The sequence below is a fragment of the Halarcobacter sp. genome, from assembly GCF_963675975.1.
Lineage (GTDB): Bacteria > Campylobacterota > Campylobacteria > Campylobacterales > Arcobacteraceae > Halarcobacter.
In genome coordinates, this window is record NZ_OY780939.1 from 2145395 (window position 1) to 2165516 (window position 20122).

The following is a 20122-nucleotide window of genomic DNA, read 5'->3' on the forward strand; positions in this document are numbered from 1 at the left end:
GATAGAATTATTCCAAATAATCTAAGGAATGATTCTATGCAAAATTTACCAAATCAATTAATAGAAAACCAAATATATGAAATCAGAGGTTTTAAAGTTATGCTTGATAGTGATTTAGCATTACTATATGAAGTAGAAACAAAAAGAATAAATGAAGCTGTTAAAAACAATCCTGAGAAATTTCCAGAAGATTTTTATTTTGAACTAAATGAAAAAGAGTTTGAATTTTTGCGGTCGAAATTTTCGACCACAAAATTTTCTAAAACTAGAACTAATCCCAAAGTATTCACAGAACAAGGTGTTTATATGTTAGCAACTATTTTAAAAAGTAAAGTAGCTACAGAAGTTACAATAAATATAATGCGTACATTTACAAAGCTAAGAGAGTTTGCTATTACCTATAAGGATATAATAATAGAATTAAAAAATCTAAAAGAGGATTTAAGATTAACAAGAGAACAGACTTATCAAAATACTGAGCATATTAAAACTGCTTTTAATATTTTAAGTGAAATTCTTGAAGATACAAAAGAGACAGAAGAAAAAGTTATGGGGTTTAGAATAAATAAGTAATATATGATAAAATCAGATTTTATAAGAAAAGTTAAAATAGGATAGTAAATGAATTTAAAAAGATTAAAAGAACTAGAAGAGGAGTTTTTATATCAATACCCAAAAGGCTTTGAGGATGAAAAGTTTTTTCCAACTATGAAAAAGTTTAATCCCCTAAAACTTGAAGAGTTTGCTAGAGAAAACCTAAAAAAAGAAAACTTCTCAAATCCAAATCTAGTTGTAGAATCTTTTTTTAAAACTGTTCAAAAGTCTGTTATGGTTTCACTCTTTGATAAATTGAAACTAAGAGATATGATAGCTTCATTAAACTCTTATGAGAAAGATATGTTAAGTATAGAGATATATGAACTATTACATGGAAACAAAAAAGAGGGATTTGAAGGATTAGTTGAGTTCTTAGGAGAATATAAGTTAGCAAAGTGGACTATTATAAGTGTTGTTCCATATAGTATGCAAAGACAAAAAGAGTATTTTATAAAACCCACAACCACAAAAAATATTTTAAACTATTTAGAGATAAAAGATATAGTTTATAAACCAAAACCTAGTTTTGAGTTTTATGAAAAGTATTCAAAATATTTAGATGAGATGAAAGTAAATGTTGATGATAGTTTAAATTTTGATAATGCAGCATTTACAGGTTTTTTAAAAATTGCAATAGAAATTTGTAAGGACTAGTAAAGAGATTTAAAGTGAATATACTAATCATAAACTACAATAAAAACTATAGTAAACAAATACCAGAGCTTTTTACAAATACTATTCATAAGACTTGTAATAAAGACTACAATAAAGAGCAACTAGAAGCTTGGGCAAATCCTAGTATTGATTATAAGGCTTGGGATGATAGACTAAGTAAAACAAAACCTTATTTAGCCATTATAGATAATGTAGGATTTACAGAGTTTTATGAGGATTATATTGATTGCTTTTATGTTGATGCAAACTATCAAGGTAAAGGTGTAGGAAAAGAGCTTTTAAATCATATTTTTAAAACTGCTAAACAAAGTGGTATAAAAACCTTAAGAGTTGATGCAAGTATAACTGCCAAACCATTTTTTGAAAAGTTTGGTTTTAAAGAGCTTAGAAAAAATTTAGTTAGTAAAGGAAACCAAGAGTTAGTAAACTATTCACTAACTCTTAATTTATCTTAACCTTGTTTATTCATATCGTATTGTAGATACACAACTTTTGTTTGTAAGAATTCTTCAAGGCCATGTTTACCATCAGCTCCACCAATACCAGATTTTCTCCAACCTGCGTGGAATCCTTGCATAGCTTCAAAGTTTTCTCTGTTTATATATGTTTCACCAAATTTAATCTCTTTGCAAGCTCTCATAGCTAAATCAATATTTTGAGTATAGATTGATGAGGTAAGACCAAATTCACTGTCATTTGCCATCTCTATAGCTTCATCAAAGGTTTCAAAAGTAACTATAGGAAGAACTGGTCCAAATATCTCTTCATGTATTATTTTCATATCTTGTTTTACATTTGTAATAACAGTTGGCTCATAATAAAAACCATCAGTTCTAGAAGCAATATTTCCACCTGTTACTACTGTAGCTCCTTGGGCTTTTGCTCCATCTACTAAAGATTGTACATGAGTTATAGCAGCTTCATTGATAAGTGGTCCCATATCAACTTCTTCTTTTAGTGGATCACCATAAGTAGTTGCTGACATAGCTTTTATCATCTTTTCTGTAAACTCTTTTTCTATACTTTTATGTACATAAACTCTTTCCGCACAATTACAAACTTGACCATTATTTATAACCCTCGAGTTCTTAATTGCTTCAACTGCTAAATCAATATTTGCATCACCCATAACTATAGCAGGAGCTTTTCCTCCAAGTTCTAGGGAAACTTTTGTTACATTTTTAGCAGCAGCTTCCATGATTTTTACACCAGTTGGTACACTTCCTGTGAAGCTTACTATTCCAACCTTTTCATTACTTGCAAGAGAATCTCCAACTTCTGAACCAGAACCAGATACTAGATTGAATACACCTTTTGGAAGTTCAACTTCATCTACTAGTTTTGCAAACTCAAATGCATTGTTTGGAGTATCACTACTTGGTTTTATAACTATTGTATTTCCTGTTACAAGAGCAGGAGCTAGCTTTCTAGCTATTAGGAAAAATGGAAAGTTCCAAGGTAAAATACCAGCAGCAACTCCAATAGGTAATTTAAATAAAAATATATTTTCATTCGGTCTGTCACTTTGAAGGATTTCTCCTTCATATCTTCTAGCCCATTCAGCCATATAATCCATATAATCAGCTGTAAAGTTCACTTCAACCATAGCAAGACCTAAAAGCTTTCCTTGTTCTTCTGTAATTGTTTTAGCCAATACATCTGCATTGTCTCTAATCTTTTGTGCGATTTTGCGAAGATAAGAAGCTCTCTCGATTGCTGGGAGTTTTTCCCATGATTTTTGTGCTTCATGTGCTGCGTTAACCGCTTGTTCTACGTCATCTTTTGTTCCTTTTGGAATATAAGAGATAACTTGCTTATCAGCAGGGTTTATTACTGGGATTGTTTCATCTTTTGAGATAAATTCCCCATTTATATAATTTTTGTAAACTCTGTAATCAGCCATAATAACCTCCTTGTAAAATTAGATTTATAATCATATTATAATTATAAAGTAAATAAATTATTAATGAAATAAATTATTTATATAAAAAATCTTAATTTAATTATGAGAATAAATAGCATAGAATACCGATCAAATATATTTTAGGCTCTAATTAATGAAACAAATTATTAAAACAATTACTGAAATTGGTATAAATAAAGATACTGATCTTTGGTTATCAGGCAAAATTAAACTTGTAAATATTATCTCTTTAGTAAATTTTATTTTTATATTAAGTATGATTTCTCTAGATTTATTTTTTAATAAAACATACAATTTATCTATTATTCTTTTAATTATCAGTTTTGTTATGCTTATTCCATATTATTTAAATTACAAAAAAAAGTATATTGCTTCTAGGGTTGTTTTTTTACTATTTGCATATATATCTATTTGTTCTTTAGCTATTCTATTTGGAAAAGAGTTTAACTTTCAATACTATTTAATCCCTGGTGTTGGGATGTCATTGATATTTTTCAGAGACGAAATAGGTAATAAAAAATGGATATTTACTTTTTTGGGAATACCTTTGTGGATTTTTCTTGAAATCTGGTTTGTATTATATTCTCCTATTATTTCTATGGAAAAATATATTGAAGTAATAACTTATTTTAGTACTTTTTTGATATTTTTAACAGCAATTTTAATGTTTGCTACCTTTACACATGAGAGCGATAAACATTTAAATAATATATCTAATATGAATAAAAAACTTAAAAAACTAGCCAATATTGATCCTTTGACAAAACTTTTTAATAGACGTTTTATGGATGAAAGAATAAATTATTTTTTTAATTTATCAAAAAACAATAATGGTTTTTTAGCTATGTGTATTTTTGATATAGATTTTTTTAAAAAAGTTAATGATACATATGGACATGATGCGGGAGATAAAGTTCTTCAAATGGTTTCAAAACTTGCAATGGAAAATTTTAGAGAAACAGATTTTGTAGGAAGAATGGGTGGAGAAGAGTTTTGTATAATTTTTACATATGGAAATATAAATTCAGTAAAAGATGCAATAGAAAGATTTAGAAAAATTATTGAAAATAGTATATTAAAATATGAAAAAAATGAAATAAAAATTACAGCAAGTTTTGGAATAAGTTATTTAACAGATAATATAAAAACACAAGAAGAATTATATAAAAATGCAGATAGTGCTTTATATGAAGCAAAAAATACTGGTAGAAATAAGATTGTTGATCTAATATAAATTTAATTATATTAGATAAGCTTACAAATCATATGGATATAGAATCTATTAAAATGAATCTTTAGTTAATAGTTTTTTTGCTTCTTGTTTACTAAGCCCTGATTTTGAGCATGCCACTTCAAAAGTTTCTCTTGCTGTAAGAAGTCTTTGAAATACTTCATATTTATATTTGTTTGTTAGAATATACATTCTTGTCCTTTTTTTGGTATGTTAGACTATTTATTATAATAGTCAAAGTGTGTCGTATTTAAATATTGAAAAGATTTTTGTAAAAATTGAATCTAGATAATATAGAGTAGATAAAGTTCATAAGATTATGTTTATAATCTATTGAACTTTATATTTATTTTAAGATAAGTGAATAAAAGTTATATAACTTCTACATTTTGTGCAAAATCACCTTTTGCATTGTTACCTATTACAAAACTAACTTTTTGATTTTCATCTAAAGATACTCTTCCATATCCTGTGTTATTAATTTCTCTATAATGAACAAAAATATCTTTTGTTCCATCTTCTAATTGGATAAATCCAAAACCTTTTTCGCTATTGAACCATTTTACAGTTCCGTTGTATCTATTTGACATAGAAATCCTTTTAAGTAATCACTTCATATTGTGAAGTTTTAGTAAAGTTGACCAGATTTAATATTTTGAGAGTTATGTATTAATGTATAATGTTAATAAAAAAGCAAACAATGTATAAGTACTAATTTTCTTTAAGTAATCGCAGTGTATCTGAATAAAATAAAAAAAGCAAATTTTTATTAGATATTTTAATTAAATTTACAAATATCCCAAATTTTCTTAAATATATTCATAGCTTCATTGATTTCCTCCTCTTTTAAACCTCCAAAACCCATTGATAAAACTTGTTCATTTTGTGTTAGTTGTCTTGTGTATATTTTTAGATACTCTTTTTTGCATTCATTTTCTAATTTATTTAAATCAATATTTACTAAAGGTTTTATCAATATATTTAATCCACTTCCATCTCTTAATATTTCTACATCATTTTTTAATAAACTAGTTATCTTATCTTTTAAAATATCGTGTTTCTTTTTATTTTGTGTTCTTACTTTTCTTAAATGCCTATCCCAAAATCCCTCTCTCATAAATAGAGCTAAAGTTTTTTGTATATCTATTGAAATATTTGAAAAAGGATAATCAAACTCTTTTTTATAAATTTCTAGTAGTTTATTTGGTAAAACTAAATATGCAACTCTAATTGAGGGGGAAAGTGATTTTGAAAAAGTACCTGTGTAGATTACTTGTTGGTTATTATTTATTCCTTGCATAGCAGGAATTGGTCTATTATTGTAACTTAACTCACTATCATAATCATCTTCAACTATATAAGCATTGTTTTCTTTTGCCCAGTTTATTATCTCAATTCTTTTTGCAATAGGCGTAGTTATTCCAAAAAAATACTGGTGTGAAGGGGTTAGGTAAAGTAAATCTGCTTTTGATTTTTTTAAACTGTTTAAACTAATACCACTTTTGTTTACAGGTATTTCTTCTATTTTAAAACTGTGTTGTTCAAAAACTTTTCTTGCAACCCTATAACTTGGTGTTTCAAAAGCTATGCTTTTTATTTTGTTTTTTAAGATAGTTGAGATTAAAAACATAGAATCAGCAAAACCACTAGTTAATACAATATTTTCAATATTACAGTTAACATCTCTTGAGTTTGCTAAATATTTAGATATCTCTTCTCTTAACTCAAAATCACCTTGTCTGTCATGGTATATTCCCATATTTAAATCACTTTTTAATACTTTGTTATAAAGTCTTAACCAAGTTTTTTTAGGAAAAATATCATCACTTAAGCAAGCTGGATAAAAGTCATATTTAATTAACTCTTCACATAAGTTATTATTTAACTCTTCATTTTCCTCTTTTTCAAAGTTTTCATATAAATCTTCACTTACAAAATAGCCACTTTGTGGAATACTATCAATATACCCTTCTGCATACAATTGATTATAGGCAGTTTGCACTGTATTTTTACTAATCTTATATTCTAAAGTCATTTTTCTAATAGATGGTAGTTTCTCTCCAGCTTTTAGATTATTTTTTATATCCTCTTTAATAGCTTCATAAAGTTGAATATAAATGGGTTTTTCAATATTTTGATCAATTTTATACATAAACTGTCCCTATAAAAATTTTATAATTTGTATCTTGTAACAAGTACAATTTAGTGTTATACTACCACATCTTTTTTAAAAATAACAAATAGGAGTTGAAATGAAAGCTCAAGTAAGAATAAAAGATAAAAATATAATTGAGAAATTATTAGCCGATGTAGAATACGGAACACTTGCTTTATCTAAAAACAATGTTCCTTATAGTTTGCCTATAAATTTTGTATATTCAGAAGATAATATATATTTTCATGGAGCTAAAAAAGGTAAGAAAATAGATTTTATGAGTGAAAATAGTTTAGCTTCATTTTCAGTAGTTGAACCATTTTCTCTTATTCAGTCTTATTTTAGTAGCAAAGATAATTTAGCTTGCCCAGCAACACACTTTTTTAAATCAGTTATTTGTGATGGAGAGATTATATTTGTTGATGAATATGAAGAAAAAGTAAAAGCATTATCTTTATTAATGGAAAAATTGCAACCTGAAGGGAAATATATTCCATTAGATGATAAAATATATTTAAAGATGATAAATGCCACAGAGGTATTTAAATTAAAAATAAATAATATTGAAGGAAAGTTAAAATTAGGTCAAAACCTACCAAAAGATAGATTTAATATGATATTAGAATATCTTGAAAATAGAGGTTATGATTTAGATAAAGAAACTATTACACAAATGAAGGAGTATAGATGATTGAGTGTAGATTAGCAAAATTAGAAGATATTGAACAAATTTTAAAACTTCATGCAAGATATCAAGTTGATACAATAAATGAAGATGACAAAAAAGATGGATTTATTACTACATCATTTTCAAAAGAGCAGTTAACAGCTCTAATTGAGGATGAGCAAGGTTTATTTGTAGCTTTAAAAGATGATGAAATAGTAGCATATGTTATGGCAGCATCTTGGGCATATTGGTCTGCTTGGCCTATGTTTGTTCATATGATAAAAGACTTACCAAATATAAAGTTTCAAGGTGAGACTTTAAGTGTAGATAACTCATATCAATATGGTCCAGTTTGTGTTGATAAAAGTGTAAGAGGAACTGATGTTTTAAAGCTTATTTTTGATTTTGCAAGAAAAGAGATGAATAAAAGATATCCTATTTTAGTAACTTTTATAAATAAAATAAATCCAAGATCATATGAAGCTCATACTAGAAAACTAGGACTTGAAGTTGTAAATGAGTTTGAATTTAACAATAATCAATATTATGAATTGTGTTATGACACATCAAAAGTACTTTCTTATTGTTAATAGATATTTAAATTATCAATAAATTTAGAATATTTTATTATAATTTCTTTATGAAAAAAAATGAAGAGTATTTCAAACAACTAAGAGAAGTATGTAATCAGTACCATAAGTTTAGCGATGAGGCTTTTGAAGCTTTAATAAATATCAGTTTTATTAAAGAAGTAAAAAAGGGTGAAATATTGCAAGATACTTACTCCAAGGCCAAATATATTTACTTTATATGTAAAGGGATACTTCGAACTTTTTATTTGGGTGAAAATGGACAAATCTATACAAAAAATCTTTTTTGTGAAAATTACTTTTCTGCTTCAAAAGTTTCTTTACTCACAAAAGAGGATTCTTATTTAAATATAGAGGCTTTAGAAGACTCTTGTTTGATTTATATTGATTTTGAAAAATATAGAAATCTAATTGATTGTAATGTAGAGTTTAAAGATTTTTATATCAACTATTTGGAAAAAAATTGGGTGATAGTAAAAGAAAAAAATGAGATTTCTCTAATCCTTGATGATGCTAGTACAAGATATTTAAATTTTATAACAAATAATCCAAATATAGAAAAACGTATTCCTCAACACCATATTGCAAACCATTTAGGAATTACACCTACTCAGCTTAGTCGTATACGAAAAAAGCTCAAATCAACATATGTAAATGACAAATTAAATTAAATATAATACTATTCCAGAAAAAGGAATATTATGAGCGAAAATATAAAAGCACATTTATTGGTTTTTATTGCAACATTTTTAATAGCTTTATCTTTTATTATTTCAGGAAAGCTATCCGGAGTTATTGATCCAATATCTTTAACACTTTGTAGATTTGTAATTGCTGTTGTGGTATTATCACCTCTAATTATTTTAAGAACAAAATATAGAACTAGTATAAAAAGAAGTTTTTCAAAAGGTTTAAAAATAAGCCTTTTTTATTCATTATATTTTATTTTATTGTTTAAAGCTTTGGAAGATACAACTGCTTTAAATACGGCAACACTTTTTACTTTGGTGCCTTTATTAACAGCTATTATCTCTATATTTGCTTTTAAACAAAAGCTACCATTAAAAAAAGTATTTGTATATATTATAGGTATTTTTGGTACTTCAATAGTTATTTTTAATGGCAATTTACAGTTATTTTTAGAGTTTAGTCTAAATAAAGGTGATACTCTGTTTTTTATTGCAATTATTTCTATGGCTTTATATTCAATAAGTGTTAAATATTTTTCTACAAGTGATGATATACCTTTAGTTTTAACTTTTACAACACTACTTGGTGGAATCTTTTGGATGGGATTAACACTATTAGTTTTAGATATTCCTTTAGAATGGGGAAAACTAAAAGGTGAATATTTTTATTATATGTTATATCTTAGTATTGCAGCTACACTTTTTACTGTTTTTTTATATCAAAAAGCTACTGTTGTAATTGGTCCAAATAAGGTAATGGCATATGTATATATAAATCCTGTAATAGTTTTAGTAATGAATCTTTTCTATGATAAAGAAATTAGTAATATTTATGTTGTTTTAGGTTGTTTAATCTCCTCTTTGGCTACATATTTTTTACTTAGAAAATAATCTAATTTCGTTATAATATTTCATGAATGAATATATAATTAAAAACTATTTATCAAAGATAGATTATAGTGATACTTTTTCTACTCAAATAAAAGAGGAGAAAAATATTGAAGAGTTATATTTAAAACTTGTATCTAAAAAATCAAAATTAGTAGTAGTTTTAATGTCAATAAGAAATAAAATAGTTTCATTTTTTAAGATAAAAAGTGTTGAGTCAACTAATCAAGAAAATACTATAAGTGTTGGGAAAAAAGTAGGGCTTTTTACAATCTATGAGATTAGTGACAACTATATAGTATCAGGAGAAAAAGATAAGCATCTTGATTTTTGTATTGTTTTGAAAAAAGAGAATAAAAAAATTTATTTATCTACTTATGTAAAATACAACAATTTTTTTGGTAAAGTTTATATGAATATAATTAAATCTTTGCATAAAATACTTGTAAAAAAATCATTAAAAGAATTAGTTTAGGAAAGATTTTGAATAAAAATATTGAAAAGTTAAAAGATTTAGAAGCCGAGTTTTTAGAAAGTTATCCAAAAGGTTTTGAGGATGAAGAGATTTTAAAAATAATAAAAAGATTTAAATCAGAAAAATTTGAAGAAGAAGTAAGAGTTTTATTTGATAAAAGTAACTTTACAAATCCAGATTTAGTATGTACAAATTTTTTAAAAATTGTTTCAAAATCTCCTTTAATATCATTATTTGAAAAACCTAAATTAAGAGATGCAATAAATCAAATGGGTATGTATGAAAAAGATATGCTTTCTATCTCTATTTATGATTTTTTATATGGAAGTAAAAAAAATGCAATAGAAACAATGGTTGAGATTTTATCAAAGTATAGATTAGCAAAATGGACTATAATAACGCTTATTCCATACTATTTTAATAGAAAAAAAGAGTATTTTATAAAACCAACAACCACAAAAAATATATTAAACTATTTTGAAACAGAAAATCTTATATATAAACCAACACCTACATTTGAGTTTTATAAAGGATATAAAAAGTTTTTGGATAGTTTAAAAAAAGAGGCAAATAAAACACTAACTAAAGACAATGCAGGTTTTACAGGCTTTTTTAAAATGAGTTTAGAAAACTAAAATGTCAATACTTTTTTCAATAAATGAAAATGAATATATAAAAGAGGCAAAAATAGAAGATGCTTTAGATTTAAGTAAACTTTCTAGTAGTTTGGAAGCCTATTTATTTGATGAAAAGATGCCAAAATGGTTTAAAAATGAGTTGTCTGTAAAAAGTTTTGAAGAAAGAATCAATAGTGAAAATTTTGTTCACTATGTATATATAAAAGATAAAAAACTCGTAGGATTTATATCAATAAAAAATAAAAATCATCTATTTCATCTATTTGTTGATAAAAACTTCCATAAACAAGGTATTGCAAGGAGATTGTGGAATTGTGTTTGTGAAAATATTGATACAAACAATATGGAAGTAAATGCTTCTTTATATGCGATAAAAGCTTATGAATCTTTAGGATTTAAAATTTGTGATAAAGAAAAGTTTTATCTAGAATTAAAATTTCAACCAATGAAAAAATATGAAAAATAAAGAAAAGATTTCTCTTCTCTTTATTTTTGGTCTACGCTGTATCTTCCTGCACCTAAGCACATTAAAGCAATTGCTCCAAACATAAATAACAATGGAGTTTCTATTGCTAGACCACCAGATCTTCCTAAATCAAATATTTCAGATGAGTGAGCTAAATAGATTGCAACACCCATAGTAGATGCAAAAATAAAGCTACTAAGTCTTGTGTATAAACCGATAATTATAAGTATAGGTGCAATAATCTCACCAATATAAACACCATAAGCTAAAAACTCTGGGAATCCATTTTTCGAAACTAGTCCTTGAATCCCATTTATTCCTGATACATATTTATTATAACCATGAAAAAGCATTAAAATACCAAGTGTCAATCTTAATACAAGTTTTCCAAAGCTATCACTTAAAACTCTACCTAAGAAGTTTTCAAACGTCCTCATAAATCCTCCTATAAAGTAATAGTCAAAATAATACTTTATTTTCTCTTTGAAAATGATTATTATTTATCTTATAATTCTATAGTTTATTAATAATCATTCAACATATCTTCTATAGTTAATAATATCTTCTACACTTAAAAGTGGCATATCAAATTTTTTTGCAAAATTTGTTATATCTTCATTTTTTGCCATTGTTCCATCTGGATTTGTAAGTTCACATAAAACAGCAACAGGTTCAAGCTTTGCTAACTTCATCAAATCAATACTAGCTTCTGTATGTCCTTGTCTTTCAAGAACTCCACCATCTCTAGCTTTTAGTGGAAATATATGACCTGGTGAAACAATATGGTTGATTCCATCTTCTTTTATAGCTGCTTTGATTGTAGTGACTCTATCTTTAGCACTAACACCTGTTGTTACATTTTCTTTTGCTTCAATTGTTATTGTAAAAGGAGTTTGAAATTTTGAATTATTTGCTTTTACCATCATAGGTAACTCTAACTCTTCAACTTTTTGAGATGTTAGGCATAAACAAACTATACCACTGCATTCTCTTATTAATATTGCCATTTGTTCTTCTGTTATAGTATGTGCATAAAAAATTAAATCTGCTTCATTTTCTCTATTTTTGTCGTCAGTTACTACAACACCTTTTCCATTTTGAAGTGCTTCTATAGCGTTTTGAATATTTGTTTTAAAATCCCAATTTAAGATTTTTTGATTCATTAGCTAATCCTTTTTATTGAATTTAACTTATTGAATCAGGGCTGATATATTTAAGTAATACAAACCTAACTTGTTTGACAGTAGTAAAACTTTTTATATTCTCTTTCATCCAGACTTTAACTGTTGGTTTTGGATTCTCACCAAATCTGCTTGACCTTCACACAATGTAAAGCGCTCGTGGACTTCTATTAAGTATAGTTACCACCAGTAAGGAATTTCACCTTGCCCTGAGAAATAAATTTGTGAAATCTTAACTAATAAAACCTTATAAAATGAAAAAATCTATTTTTTGATAGATTTTTTAACTATGCTTTAGTAATTTAACTTATGTTATAATTGCAAGCTAAAATAAATTTAAAGGAAATTAATGGAGCAACTACCAAATTGTCCAAAATGTAATAGTGAATATACTTATGAAGATGGAAGTTTATTAATTTGTCCAGAGTGTGCACATGAGTGGTCAAAAGATGCAGATAATACTGAAGATGAAGATACTTTAGTTGTAAAAGATGCAAATGGAACAATTTTAAATGATGGTGATGATGTAACAGTTATCAAAGATTTAAAAGTAAAAGGTAGTTCATCTGGAATCAAAGTTGGTACAAAAATCAAAGGTATTAGACTTGTTGAGGGTAATGATGGTCATAACATTGACTGTAAAGTTCCTGGAGTAGGGGCTATCAAACTTAAACAAGAGTTTGTAAAAAAACAATAATAATTAGGGCTCTCGCCCTTTTTATGTCAAATTATTTTATCAATTTGACATTTATAATTTTTTCTACTACAATTTTACCAAACAATCGTTTGGATAAATAAATGGCAATCAAGAAAACATCAGCAGAGCAGATACTTACAGAATCAATAAGTCTTTTTAAGAGAAGAGGGTATTATAATACTTCAATGGCAAACATAGCAGAAGCTTGTGGTCTTATAAAAGGGAGTATTTATCATCACTTTAAAAGCAAAGATGAAATAGGTATTGAGTCTTTGAAGTATATCCATGAGTATTTTGTAAAAAATATTTTTTCTGTAGCATATGAAACTAACACATCTCCTAAAGATAGAATGGATAATTTTGTAAAAAAAACTGATAACTATTTTTTAAATAGTGAAGGTGGATGTTTATTAGGAAATTTAGCTTTAGAGGTTGCCCATGAAAATGAGAACTTTAAAGAGGTTATTCGTACATATTTTACAGCTTGGGAAAATGCTCTTTATGAGATATTGAAAGATAGACATTATAGTGAAGATGCTAAAAACCTAGCAAAAGAATATGTATCATTGACTCAAGGGGCTATTATGATGATGAACCTATATGACAATAAAGATATCTATTTAGATGTTGGAAAAAAATTAAAAAATTTAGTCTAAAATTTTTTTGCCTATCTATTCAAACAATCGTTTGGTTAAATAAAATATAAAAGGAAAAGAGATGAAAGAAGAGATAAAAGCGCCAGTTCCACCATTTAGTTATGAAGAAGCTGTACAAAAAGTAAGAATGGCAGAAAATGCATGGAATTCAAAAGATGCAAATAAAATATCATTTGCATATACAAAAGATTCACAATGGAGAAATAGAGATTTATTTATAAATGGTAGAGATGAGATAGTTGAGTTTTTAGAAAATAAATTTGCAAAAGAAAAAGAGTATAGATTATGTAAAGAGTTATGGGCATACACAGAAAATAAAATTGCAGTTAGATTTGCATATGAGTGGAAAGATGAAAACAATCAATGGTATAGAAGTTATGGGAACGAAAATTGGGAGTTTGCCAAAAATGGCTTAATGCAAAAAAGATTTGCTTGTATCAATGACTTGAAAATCGATGCCAAAGATAGGAAACTTAACTGGGAAGGTAATAGTAGACCTGAAAAGTTCCCTTCTTTATCTGATTTAAATCTTTAATCTTCAAATAGAGTTAATATCTAAAAAGTATAAACTCTACACTATTCGTACGATATGTTAATAAAGTTGTACTATATGACATTGACAGTACAAAAATAATCTTATATAATTTCCCTATACATTTAACAAATGAAAAGTTTAGTGTATGTTTCTATAGAAAATTTATGATTAATCAAAGGCAAAAAATGAAAGCAACCCTTTCAACAATATTAAATGAAATAAGAATAAATAATAGTTTTTATGCACGTTCAGAGCTCTATGGTTCATGGGGGTTTGAAAATCCAGCATCAAATGGTGCGATATTTCATTATGTGGTTGAAGGGGAGTTTGAACTTAAAACCTTAGAGGGTGAAATTTATAAGTTTAAACAAGGCGATTTGGTTTTGACAGTAAATGGTAAAGGGCATTTCCTTCAAAGTCATGATGGTGTTCAAATCAAACAATTAGAAGAATTGAGTTTAACAAAAGATGAAACAAATATCTTACAAGTAAAAGCAGGAAGTTCTGGTAAAAAAACAGTATTAATATGTGGAGGGATGAGTTTAAATCCATCTTGGCATCCATTGTTTAAAGCTTTACCAACTTTTATTTACTTAAAAAGAGAAGAGCAAGTTTGTACAGCTTGGTTAGACAAATTGATTGAACTGATGAATATTGAAGTTGAATTAGGTTTATCTGGAAGTGAAGCTATTATTACAAGGCTTTGTGAGGTTTTAGTTATCGAAACTATTAGAAAATGGATAGATAAAAAAGATGAAAACCTTGGTTGGGCTTTAGCTTTACAGGATAAAAATATTGGGAATGCACTTGTAAAAATGCACACTAACCCAGAAATCTCTTGGACTGTTGAAGAGTTAGCAAGACAAGCAGATATGTCAAGAACATCTTTTAGTGAGCATTTTTCAAAAAAAGTTGGTTCTAGTCCTATTAGCTATTTAAATTTTTTAAGAATGAATCTAGCAGCAGATGATTTGAAAAATGGAATAAAAACAATAACAGAGATTGCAAATACTGTTGGATATGATTCAGTTGTATCATTTAATAGGGCATTTAAAAAATTTTGGGGTAAACCTCCTGGAGAATTCAGAGTTTTACCTAGTAATGTATTATAGAAAAAAAGAACAACTCGTTGTTCTCTTTAGAATTTGTTTCTTTAGATAGAATTTATTTCTATCGATAAAAGAAATCATTAAATTTTGGTCCCTTTAAAAAGGGACTTTTTAAAGGAATTATTATGAAAAAATATTTAGTAACTGGTGGAGCAGGTAAATTATCAAGTAAAGTAATTGAGGCATTATTAAACGATTTAAAAGTTAATCCAAGTGATTTAGTAACTACAACAAGAGATGTAAGTAAATTATCAGATTTAGCAAATAAAGGTGTTGAAGTTAGACAAGCAGATTTTCAAGATGTAAACTCATTAAAAGAGGCATTTAAAGATGTAGAAAATTTATTATTAATTAGTATTGACCAAATTGGAAAAAGAAAAGAGTATCATACAAATGCAATTAATGCAGCTCAAGAAGTAGGGGTTAAACATCTTGTTTATACATCTATGCCACACCCTGAGACTTCTCCTATTGGTTTTGCTTACGAGCATGAAGCTACAGAAGAGGCTTTAAAAAATAGTACAATTGCTAATTGGACAATCTTAAGAAATAACTGGTATTTTGAAAACTATATTGAGTTTTATGGGGATACTTTTAAAACACAAAAATGGTTAAGTGCAGTTGCAAATGGGAAAGTTGCACAACTAAGTAGAGTTGACTTAGCATATGCAGCAGCAAGTGCTTTAGTTAAAGCTAAAGATGAAAAATCTGTTTATACTCTAAGTGGACAAGAGTCTTTAACAGTTGATGAAAGTGCAGCAATTTTCAATGAAGTATTAGGAAAAAATATTGAAGTTATACATGTAGATAATAAAACTTATAAAGAGCAACTACTTTCATTTGGTGTACCTTCTGAGATTGTAGATATGTTAGCAGGTTTTGAAGAGCATAATAGAACAAATCTTTCAGATTTTACAAGTGAAGATTTTGAAAAATTAACAGGTAAAAAACCTTTAACATTAAAAGAATGGACTATTTTAAATAAAGAAAATATTTTAGCTCTTTAATAGATAAAAGCTATTTTTATCTATAGAATAAACTAAATGGTCATAAAGTTTTCCATTTAGTTTTTCTGCATCTTTTATAGTTCTTTCCATTTTCATATTAAGTTTTTTAGGTATTGCTTGGCTTTTTGTATTTTCTTTTGCACATCTTATTTCAACTTTTTCAAGTTTATAGTAAGAAAATCCTTGTTCAATCAAATCCTCTACACATTTTGTCATTATACCTTTTCCATTAAACTCTTCTGCTAACCAGTAACCAATAATACCTGTTTTATTTTCCATTGAGTTATATGCTAATACCCCAACAATCCTTTCTTTGTAAAATATTGTTTGATGTAGTGATTTCATATTTTTAAGATTTTCTAATTGGGATAAGATAAAACTATTAGTATCGTTTGGCTCTTTTATTGAGTCTATCCAAGGAAGCCATTTACTTAGAAAATTACGATTTTTATTTGTTAGATGAAATAATTCATCTGTAAATAGGGTAGTTGTTAAATATACTTTTATATTTTTATCAATTATTCTATAGTGCATTTATAAATCTTTTTTATAAAAGTGTAGTTATTTTTTATTTAAAGTTTTATAATATTGATAATAAATATTAAAAAAGTAGAATATAATAAATAACTAGTAGGATTTTCCTACCAGTTATTTTTCATAAGATCTTGTTCTCTCATTGCTTGGGTTAAAATTTTATAACCTTTTAACTCTTCTTCTTTTGTTAAAACCCATTTGTTTAATCCTTCCATCTCCATCATTTTTTTAATAATAGGATCATTTGGATCTTGTTTTAACATCATATCAATAAATGTATTTTTTACATTTTCATCTAGTGTATCTAATGTAGTAAAGTTACAATGACAATAACCTTCACTTACATAAAAAGATTCAACTTCTCCACTTGGAAACATGCCATCTTCTAACATTCTAATCCAAGAGCTAATCCCAATAGCTCCTGCATCAATATCATCATTTAGAATAGAATCTAAAATATCAAATTCACTTCTTCCTGTGTCTCCATGTTTCCCTAAGTCAGAATTGTATCTTACGATATCTACATCATTTATTTCATCTTTTAATTCAGTTTCAAGATATTTAAGTGGTAAAATAGCAGCTTGAGCAGAATCTGCACTTCCAAGACCAAATTTTTTACCCTTTAGGTCTTGAATAGTTTTAATTCCACTAGATGCTTTTGTGATAAATACAGATTTAAAATCTATATCAGTATCTCTCATAAGTAAAGCTTGGGCTTTCCCTTGGCTTAACTCTTTTGTTCTAACCCAAGCAACATTAGTATTCCAAGCAATATCAATTTTCCCTGATAACAAATACTCAATTTGTGCTTCATAATTTGAAAACAATATATAATCTAGTCTTACACCATTATCATTAAAATAGTCTCTAATAATATCCCAGATTGTAACGATTTTTGGATCATATGCAACAGATCCTACTACTATAGGTTTATTCATTTTTATTCCTTACATTAGTGGTTGATTTGTTAAAGCTTTTCCAAGCCATGTTGTAATTACATCTGTACTAGGAGCCATAACTTGTGCAGCTAAAGAGTCTCTTAATAATCTTTCAATAGTAATTCTTTTTGCATAAGCAGTTCCACCACCTATTTTCATAGCTTTTGTACAAACATCAACTGCTACTTTAGAAGCGTGTAATCTTGCTGCTAATACATTTGCTTGTGCATCTGCATCCCCATTTGTAACACTTCTTGCTGCTGAAAGTGTAAAGTGTTTTGCACTAGCTGCATCTGTATATATATCTGAAATATGATTTTGTACAGTTGGTATATTACATAAAGAAGTGTCATCACTATATTTTCTACTCATTGAATATTCAGTGATAGTATTAGCCGCATTTACTGCAACTCCACTATAAACAGCTGCTAGACCCATAATAAAAAATGGACCAACAGTATTAAATATTTGATCAAGTCCAGATTTTTCTTCCCCAATTCTATAACTTTCGTCAAGTTTTACATTTTCAAGTAACATTGGACAAGAAGCATTTCCTCTCATACCTAATCCATCCCAAGCTGATTCTTGGAAAACAACACCAGCTGCATCTTTTGGAACAAGCCAGTTATCTAAGTCTTCACTATTTGGATTAGCAGCATCAACAAGGTATAAATCAGCATATTCAGCAGATGTTACAAAACTTTTTCTTCCATTCATAACAAATAGGTCATTTTCTTTTGTAACTTTAATCTCTGGATTATAAAAGTGAGTTCCTGTACCACTTTCACTATAAGCTAATGCTAACATTATCTCACCATTTGCAATTTTTGGAAGGTATTTTTGTTTCATCTCTTCACTACCATGAGTTACTACACAATTTGTTGCAACATTATGCATCATATAACATAAAGCAGTTGTTGCACAATAACTTGCAAATGCAAGTACTGTTTGTGTATGCTCTTCAAAACCTAGACCCATTCCCCCATACTCTTTAGGAACCATTAGTCCTGTAATTTTTTTCTTTTTAATTGCTTCAAAAGCATCAACTGGGAAACTTGCAGATTTATCTACAGAGTCCGTATACGGTGCAATATTTTCTTTTGCAAACTCAATCATTTGATTATATAAATTGTTCATTTGTTTTCCTACATAAAATTTGGTGTATGAACTTTAGAGATTTCATTCGCTAAGTCTTCATCCATACCAATATCAATTAATCTTTTAATTCTGTTAGAGTTCATTTTTTCTTTTAACTCTTCAACTAAATCAAATCCTTTTTTATAATCAGCAGGCTGATCACTTCCTCCTGCTAATACTGCTAAAGATTCAAGTAATATAGAGGATTCACTATTAATCTCATCCATAAACTCTTTTCTTTTAAATGCTGTATTTTTTAGAGCATTTATCCTTTTTGGATTTTGTTCAATTGCAGATTTTACATGTTCCATCCCATAAGCTACATGTCTCATCTCATCTCTTTTTGCTAGTTTTATTATTTTTCTTGTAGCCTCATCTGGCATATGTTTTTCTAAGAAGTTTAATAAGTCAACAAACGTTCCTTCGCCCATTACATGGAGTAAAAAAGAACTTTTTATATAGTCTTCTTCTTTAAAAAGTGAATACAATGAACGTTGAGTAACTTCACTTGAGTATTGAAATCCTCCTCCATTTGCATTTGCTCTTTTTGTAAAAACTTCTATATGTCTTGCTTCATCATTCATTAAAGATGACAGAAATAAGGGAACTTCCATGTAATAAGGGTTTATTTTACTAATAAATTTTCCAGGGATATAAAGAGCTGAAAATTCATTTTCTACTAGATATGTCATTATTTGGCATATAGCTTTTTCTAAAACTGGATCAAGATTTGGAATCTCATTCCAAGCTATATCAGTTGTAGCATTCCACTGAAGATTTTTACCCTCTTCATATAAAACTGACACAGGTTCAGACCAAACAAGTTCTTTGTGAGATAATTCAAAATCATAAAAGGGAGTTCCTTCTTGTGTAACTATACCTCTTGTTAAAAGACCATTGTCTTCAGGAGCTTTTTTTAGTATCTCTTCACTTAGATTTAAATCTTTTAATTTAGGATTAGAACTCTCTATGCCTTTCATTTTATTTCCCCATGAAGGCTTACCAGTAAAATTATTTTTCCCAATTTTCTGGATTTTATATGAGAATTGTTCTTTAAGGCTTTCTCTACCTAAATATAAATGTCCTCGTAGTTTTGCCCAACCTCTTAATTCAATTTCAATATTTGCTTTCATAGAGACAATCTCTATAATTGAATGTTGTTCAGCAACTAAAAAAGCATTTTCAAGTTTTAGAAAAAGTTCTTTTGATGGGGGAGTGTTACCTGTAAAAATTGATATACAATGGTTTAGATTATTCAAAAAGAATCTCCAAAATCGATTTAATTTTGGCCATCCGATAAAATATATAAAATTATGGTGGAATCTCAGCCTGA

26 protein-coding genes and 1 riboswitch are annotated in these 20122 nt (G+C 27.5%); of the genes, 16 read left to right on the top strand and 10 right to left on the bottom strand.

Features of this window, described 5'->3' with window-relative positions; translation table 11 throughout:
- The first annotated feature begins 36 nt into the window (after positions 1–36).
- Genes ACKU3H_RS10480 through ACKU3H_RS10490 form a run of 3 tightly spaced genes read left to right on the top strand, consistent with a single transcriptional unit; the run spans position 37 to position 1727 of the window.
- Positions 37–573, top strand: a complete 537-nt coding sequence (locus tag ACKU3H_RS10480) for an ORF6N domain-containing protein (RefSeq protein ID WP_320033803.1) — start codon at positions 37–39, stop codon at positions 571–573.
- Between the two features lie 48 nt (positions 574–621).
- Complete coding sequence (locus ACKU3H_RS10485) at positions 622–1251, top strand: hypothetical protein (protein ID WP_320033804.1); 630 nt, start codon at positions 622–624, stop codon at positions 1249–1251.
- Positions 1252–1265: 14 nt separating this feature from the next.
- Positions 1266–1727, top strand: coding sequence for a GNAT family N-acetyltransferase (locus tag ACKU3H_RS10490; protein WP_320033805.1), 462 nt, complete (start codon positions 1266–1268; stop codon positions 1725–1727).
- Here ACKU3H_RS10490 and aldA read toward each other — a convergent pair.
- Complete coding sequence (aldA, locus tag ACKU3H_RS10495) at positions 1724–3175, bottom strand: aldehyde dehydrogenase (protein WP_320033806.1); 1452 nt, start codon at positions 3173–3175, stop codon at positions 1724–1726. The genes ACKU3H_RS10490 and aldA overlap by 4 nt on opposite strands.
- 154 nt (positions 3176–3329) lie before the next feature.
- On the opposite strand from aldA, the gene ACKU3H_RS10500 reads away from it, so the two are divergent.
- Positions 3330–4430: a GGDEF domain-containing protein gene (locus ACKU3H_RS10500; protein WP_320033807.1), complete on the top strand. Its 1101-nt coding sequence runs from the start codon at positions 3330–3332 to the stop codon at positions 4428–4430.
- A gap of 48 nt (positions 4431–4478) precedes the next feature.
- On the opposite strand, the gene ACKU3H_RS10505 is transcribed toward ACKU3H_RS10500, so the two are convergent.
- From ACKU3H_RS10505 to ACKU3H_RS10515, 3 genes are all read right to left on the bottom strand, one after another.
- Complete coding sequence (locus ACKU3H_RS10505; protein ID WP_320033808.1) at positions 4479–4619, bottom strand: hypothetical protein; 141 nt, start codon at positions 4617–4619, stop codon at positions 4479–4481.
- A gap of 179 nt (positions 4620–4798) precedes the next feature.
- Positions 4799–5017, bottom strand: coding sequence for a cold-shock protein (locus tag ACKU3H_RS10510; protein ID WP_320033809.1), 219 nt, complete (start codon positions 5015–5017; stop codon positions 4799–4801).
- Positions 5018–5205: 188 nt separating this feature from the next.
- Entirely contained in the window at positions 5206–6579 is a 1374-nt protein-coding gene (locus tag ACKU3H_RS10515; RefSeq protein ID WP_320033810.1) for a PLP-dependent aminotransferase family protein, read from the bottom strand.
- Between the two features lie 100 nt (positions 6580–6679).
- On the opposite strand from ACKU3H_RS10515, the gene ACKU3H_RS10520 reads away from it, so the two are divergent.
- The 7 genes from ACKU3H_RS10520 to ACKU3H_RS10550 are packed head-to-tail and all read left to right on the top strand — an operon-like array spanning position 6680 to position 10995.
- Entirely contained in the window at positions 6680–7273 is a 594-nt protein-coding gene (locus ACKU3H_RS10520; protein ID WP_320033811.1) for a pyridoxamine 5'-phosphate oxidase family protein, read from the top strand.
- Positions 7270–7839, top strand: coding sequence for a GNAT family acetyltransferase (locus ACKU3H_RS10525; protein WP_320033812.1), 570 nt, complete (start codon positions 7270–7272; stop codon positions 7837–7839). The genes ACKU3H_RS10520 and ACKU3H_RS10525 overlap by 4 nt, the downstream gene beginning before the upstream one ends.
- 50 nt (positions 7840–7889) lie before the next feature.
- Complete coding sequence (locus ACKU3H_RS10530; protein ID WP_320033813.1) at positions 7890–8510, top strand: Crp/Fnr family transcriptional regulator; 621 nt, start codon at positions 7890–7892, stop codon at positions 8508–8510.
- A gap of 30 nt (positions 8511–8540) precedes the next feature.
- Entirely contained in the window at positions 8541–9419 is an 879-nt protein-coding gene (locus ACKU3H_RS10535; RefSeq protein ID WP_320033814.1) for a DMT family transporter, read from the top strand.
- Between the two features lie 22 nt (positions 9420–9441).
- Complete coding sequence (locus ACKU3H_RS10540) at positions 9442–9891, top strand: DUF2867 domain-containing protein (RefSeq protein ID WP_320033815.1); 450 nt, start codon at positions 9442–9444, stop codon at positions 9889–9891.
- Positions 9892–9899: 8 nt separating this feature from the next.
- Positions 9900–10526, top strand: a complete 627-nt coding sequence (locus ACKU3H_RS10545; RefSeq protein WP_320033816.1) for a hypothetical protein — start codon at positions 9900–9902, stop codon at positions 10524–10526.
- 1 nt (position 10527) lies between these two features.
- Positions 10528–10995 (top strand): GNAT family N-acetyltransferase, encoded by a 468-nt coding sequence (locus ACKU3H_RS10550; protein ID WP_320033817.1) that lies wholly within the window; start codon positions 10528–10530, stop codon positions 10993–10995.
- A gap of 20 nt (positions 10996–11015) precedes the next feature.
- Here the strand turns inward: ACKU3H_RS10550 and ACKU3H_RS10555 are convergent, their stop codons facing one another.
- Positions 11016–11432: a DoxX family protein gene (locus ACKU3H_RS10555; protein ID WP_320033818.1), complete on the bottom strand. Its 417-nt coding sequence runs from the start codon at positions 11430–11432 to the stop codon at positions 11016–11018.
- Between the two features lie 93 nt (positions 11433–11525).
- Entirely contained in the window at positions 11526–12158 is a 633-nt protein-coding gene (ribB, locus tag ACKU3H_RS10560; protein WP_320033819.1) for a 3,4-dihydroxy-2-butanone-4-phosphate synthase, read from the bottom strand.
- 93 nt (positions 12159–12251) lie between these two features.
- A riboswitch (FMN riboswitch) is annotated at positions 12252–12397 on the bottom strand.
- Between the two features lie 128 nt (positions 12398–12525).
- Here ribB and ACKU3H_RS10565 point away from each other — a divergent pair.
- The 5 genes from ACKU3H_RS10565 to ACKU3H_RS10585 all read left to right on the top strand — a co-directional run bounded on the left by ACKU3H_RS10565 (position 12526) and on the right by ACKU3H_RS10585 (position 16180).
- Positions 12526–12873 carry a zinc ribbon domain-containing protein YjdM gene (locus ACKU3H_RS10565; RefSeq protein WP_320033820.1) on the top strand — a complete coding sequence of 116 codons (348 nt, stop codon included), beginning with the start codon at positions 12526–12528 and terminating at the stop codon, positions 12871–12873.
- 101 nt (positions 12874–12974) lie between these two features.
- Complete coding sequence (locus ACKU3H_RS10570) at positions 12975–13529, top strand: TetR/AcrR family transcriptional regulator (RefSeq protein WP_320033821.1); 555 nt, start codon at positions 12975–12977, stop codon at positions 13527–13529.
- Between the two features lie 61 nt (positions 13530–13590).
- Positions 13591–14064: a nuclear transport factor 2 family protein gene (locus ACKU3H_RS10575; protein WP_320033822.1), complete on the top strand. Its 474-nt coding sequence runs from the start codon at positions 13591–13593 to the stop codon at positions 14062–14064.
- Positions 14065–14249: 185 nt separating this feature from the next.
- Positions 14250–15176, top strand: coding sequence for an AraC family transcriptional regulator (locus ACKU3H_RS10580; protein WP_320033823.1), 927 nt, complete (start codon positions 14250–14252; stop codon positions 15174–15176).
- 122 nt (positions 15177–15298) lie between these two features.
- Positions 15299–16180: an SDR family oxidoreductase gene (locus ACKU3H_RS10585; protein WP_320033824.1), complete on the top strand. Its 882-nt coding sequence runs from the start codon at positions 15299–15301 to the stop codon at positions 16178–16180.
- On the opposite strand, the gene ACKU3H_RS10590 is transcribed toward ACKU3H_RS10585, so the two are convergent.
- From ACKU3H_RS10590 to ACKU3H_RS10605, 4 genes are all read right to left on the bottom strand, one after another.
- Positions 16169–16714, bottom strand: coding sequence for a GNAT family protein (locus ACKU3H_RS10590; protein WP_320033825.1), 546 nt, complete (start codon positions 16712–16714; stop codon positions 16169–16171). The two genes, ACKU3H_RS10585 and ACKU3H_RS10590, sit on opposite strands and share 12 nt — an antisense overlap.
- 107 nt (positions 16715–16821) lie before the next feature.
- Complete coding sequence (locus ACKU3H_RS10595) at positions 16822–17652, bottom strand: PhnD/SsuA/transferrin family substrate-binding protein (RefSeq protein WP_320033826.1); 831 nt, start codon at positions 17650–17652, stop codon at positions 16822–16824.
- A 9-nt stretch (positions 17653–17661) separates the two neighbouring features.
- Positions 17662–18789 (bottom strand): acyl-CoA dehydrogenase family protein, encoded by a 1128-nt coding sequence (locus tag ACKU3H_RS10600; protein ID WP_320033827.1) that lies wholly within the window; start codon positions 18787–18789, stop codon positions 17662–17664.
- 8 nt (positions 18790–18797) lie between these two features.
- Positions 18798–20048: a ferritin-like domain-containing protein gene (locus tag ACKU3H_RS10605; protein ID WP_320033828.1), complete on the bottom strand. Its 1251-nt coding sequence runs from the start codon at positions 20046–20048 to the stop codon at positions 18798–18800.
- Between the last annotated feature and the right edge of the window lie 74 nt (positions 20049–20122).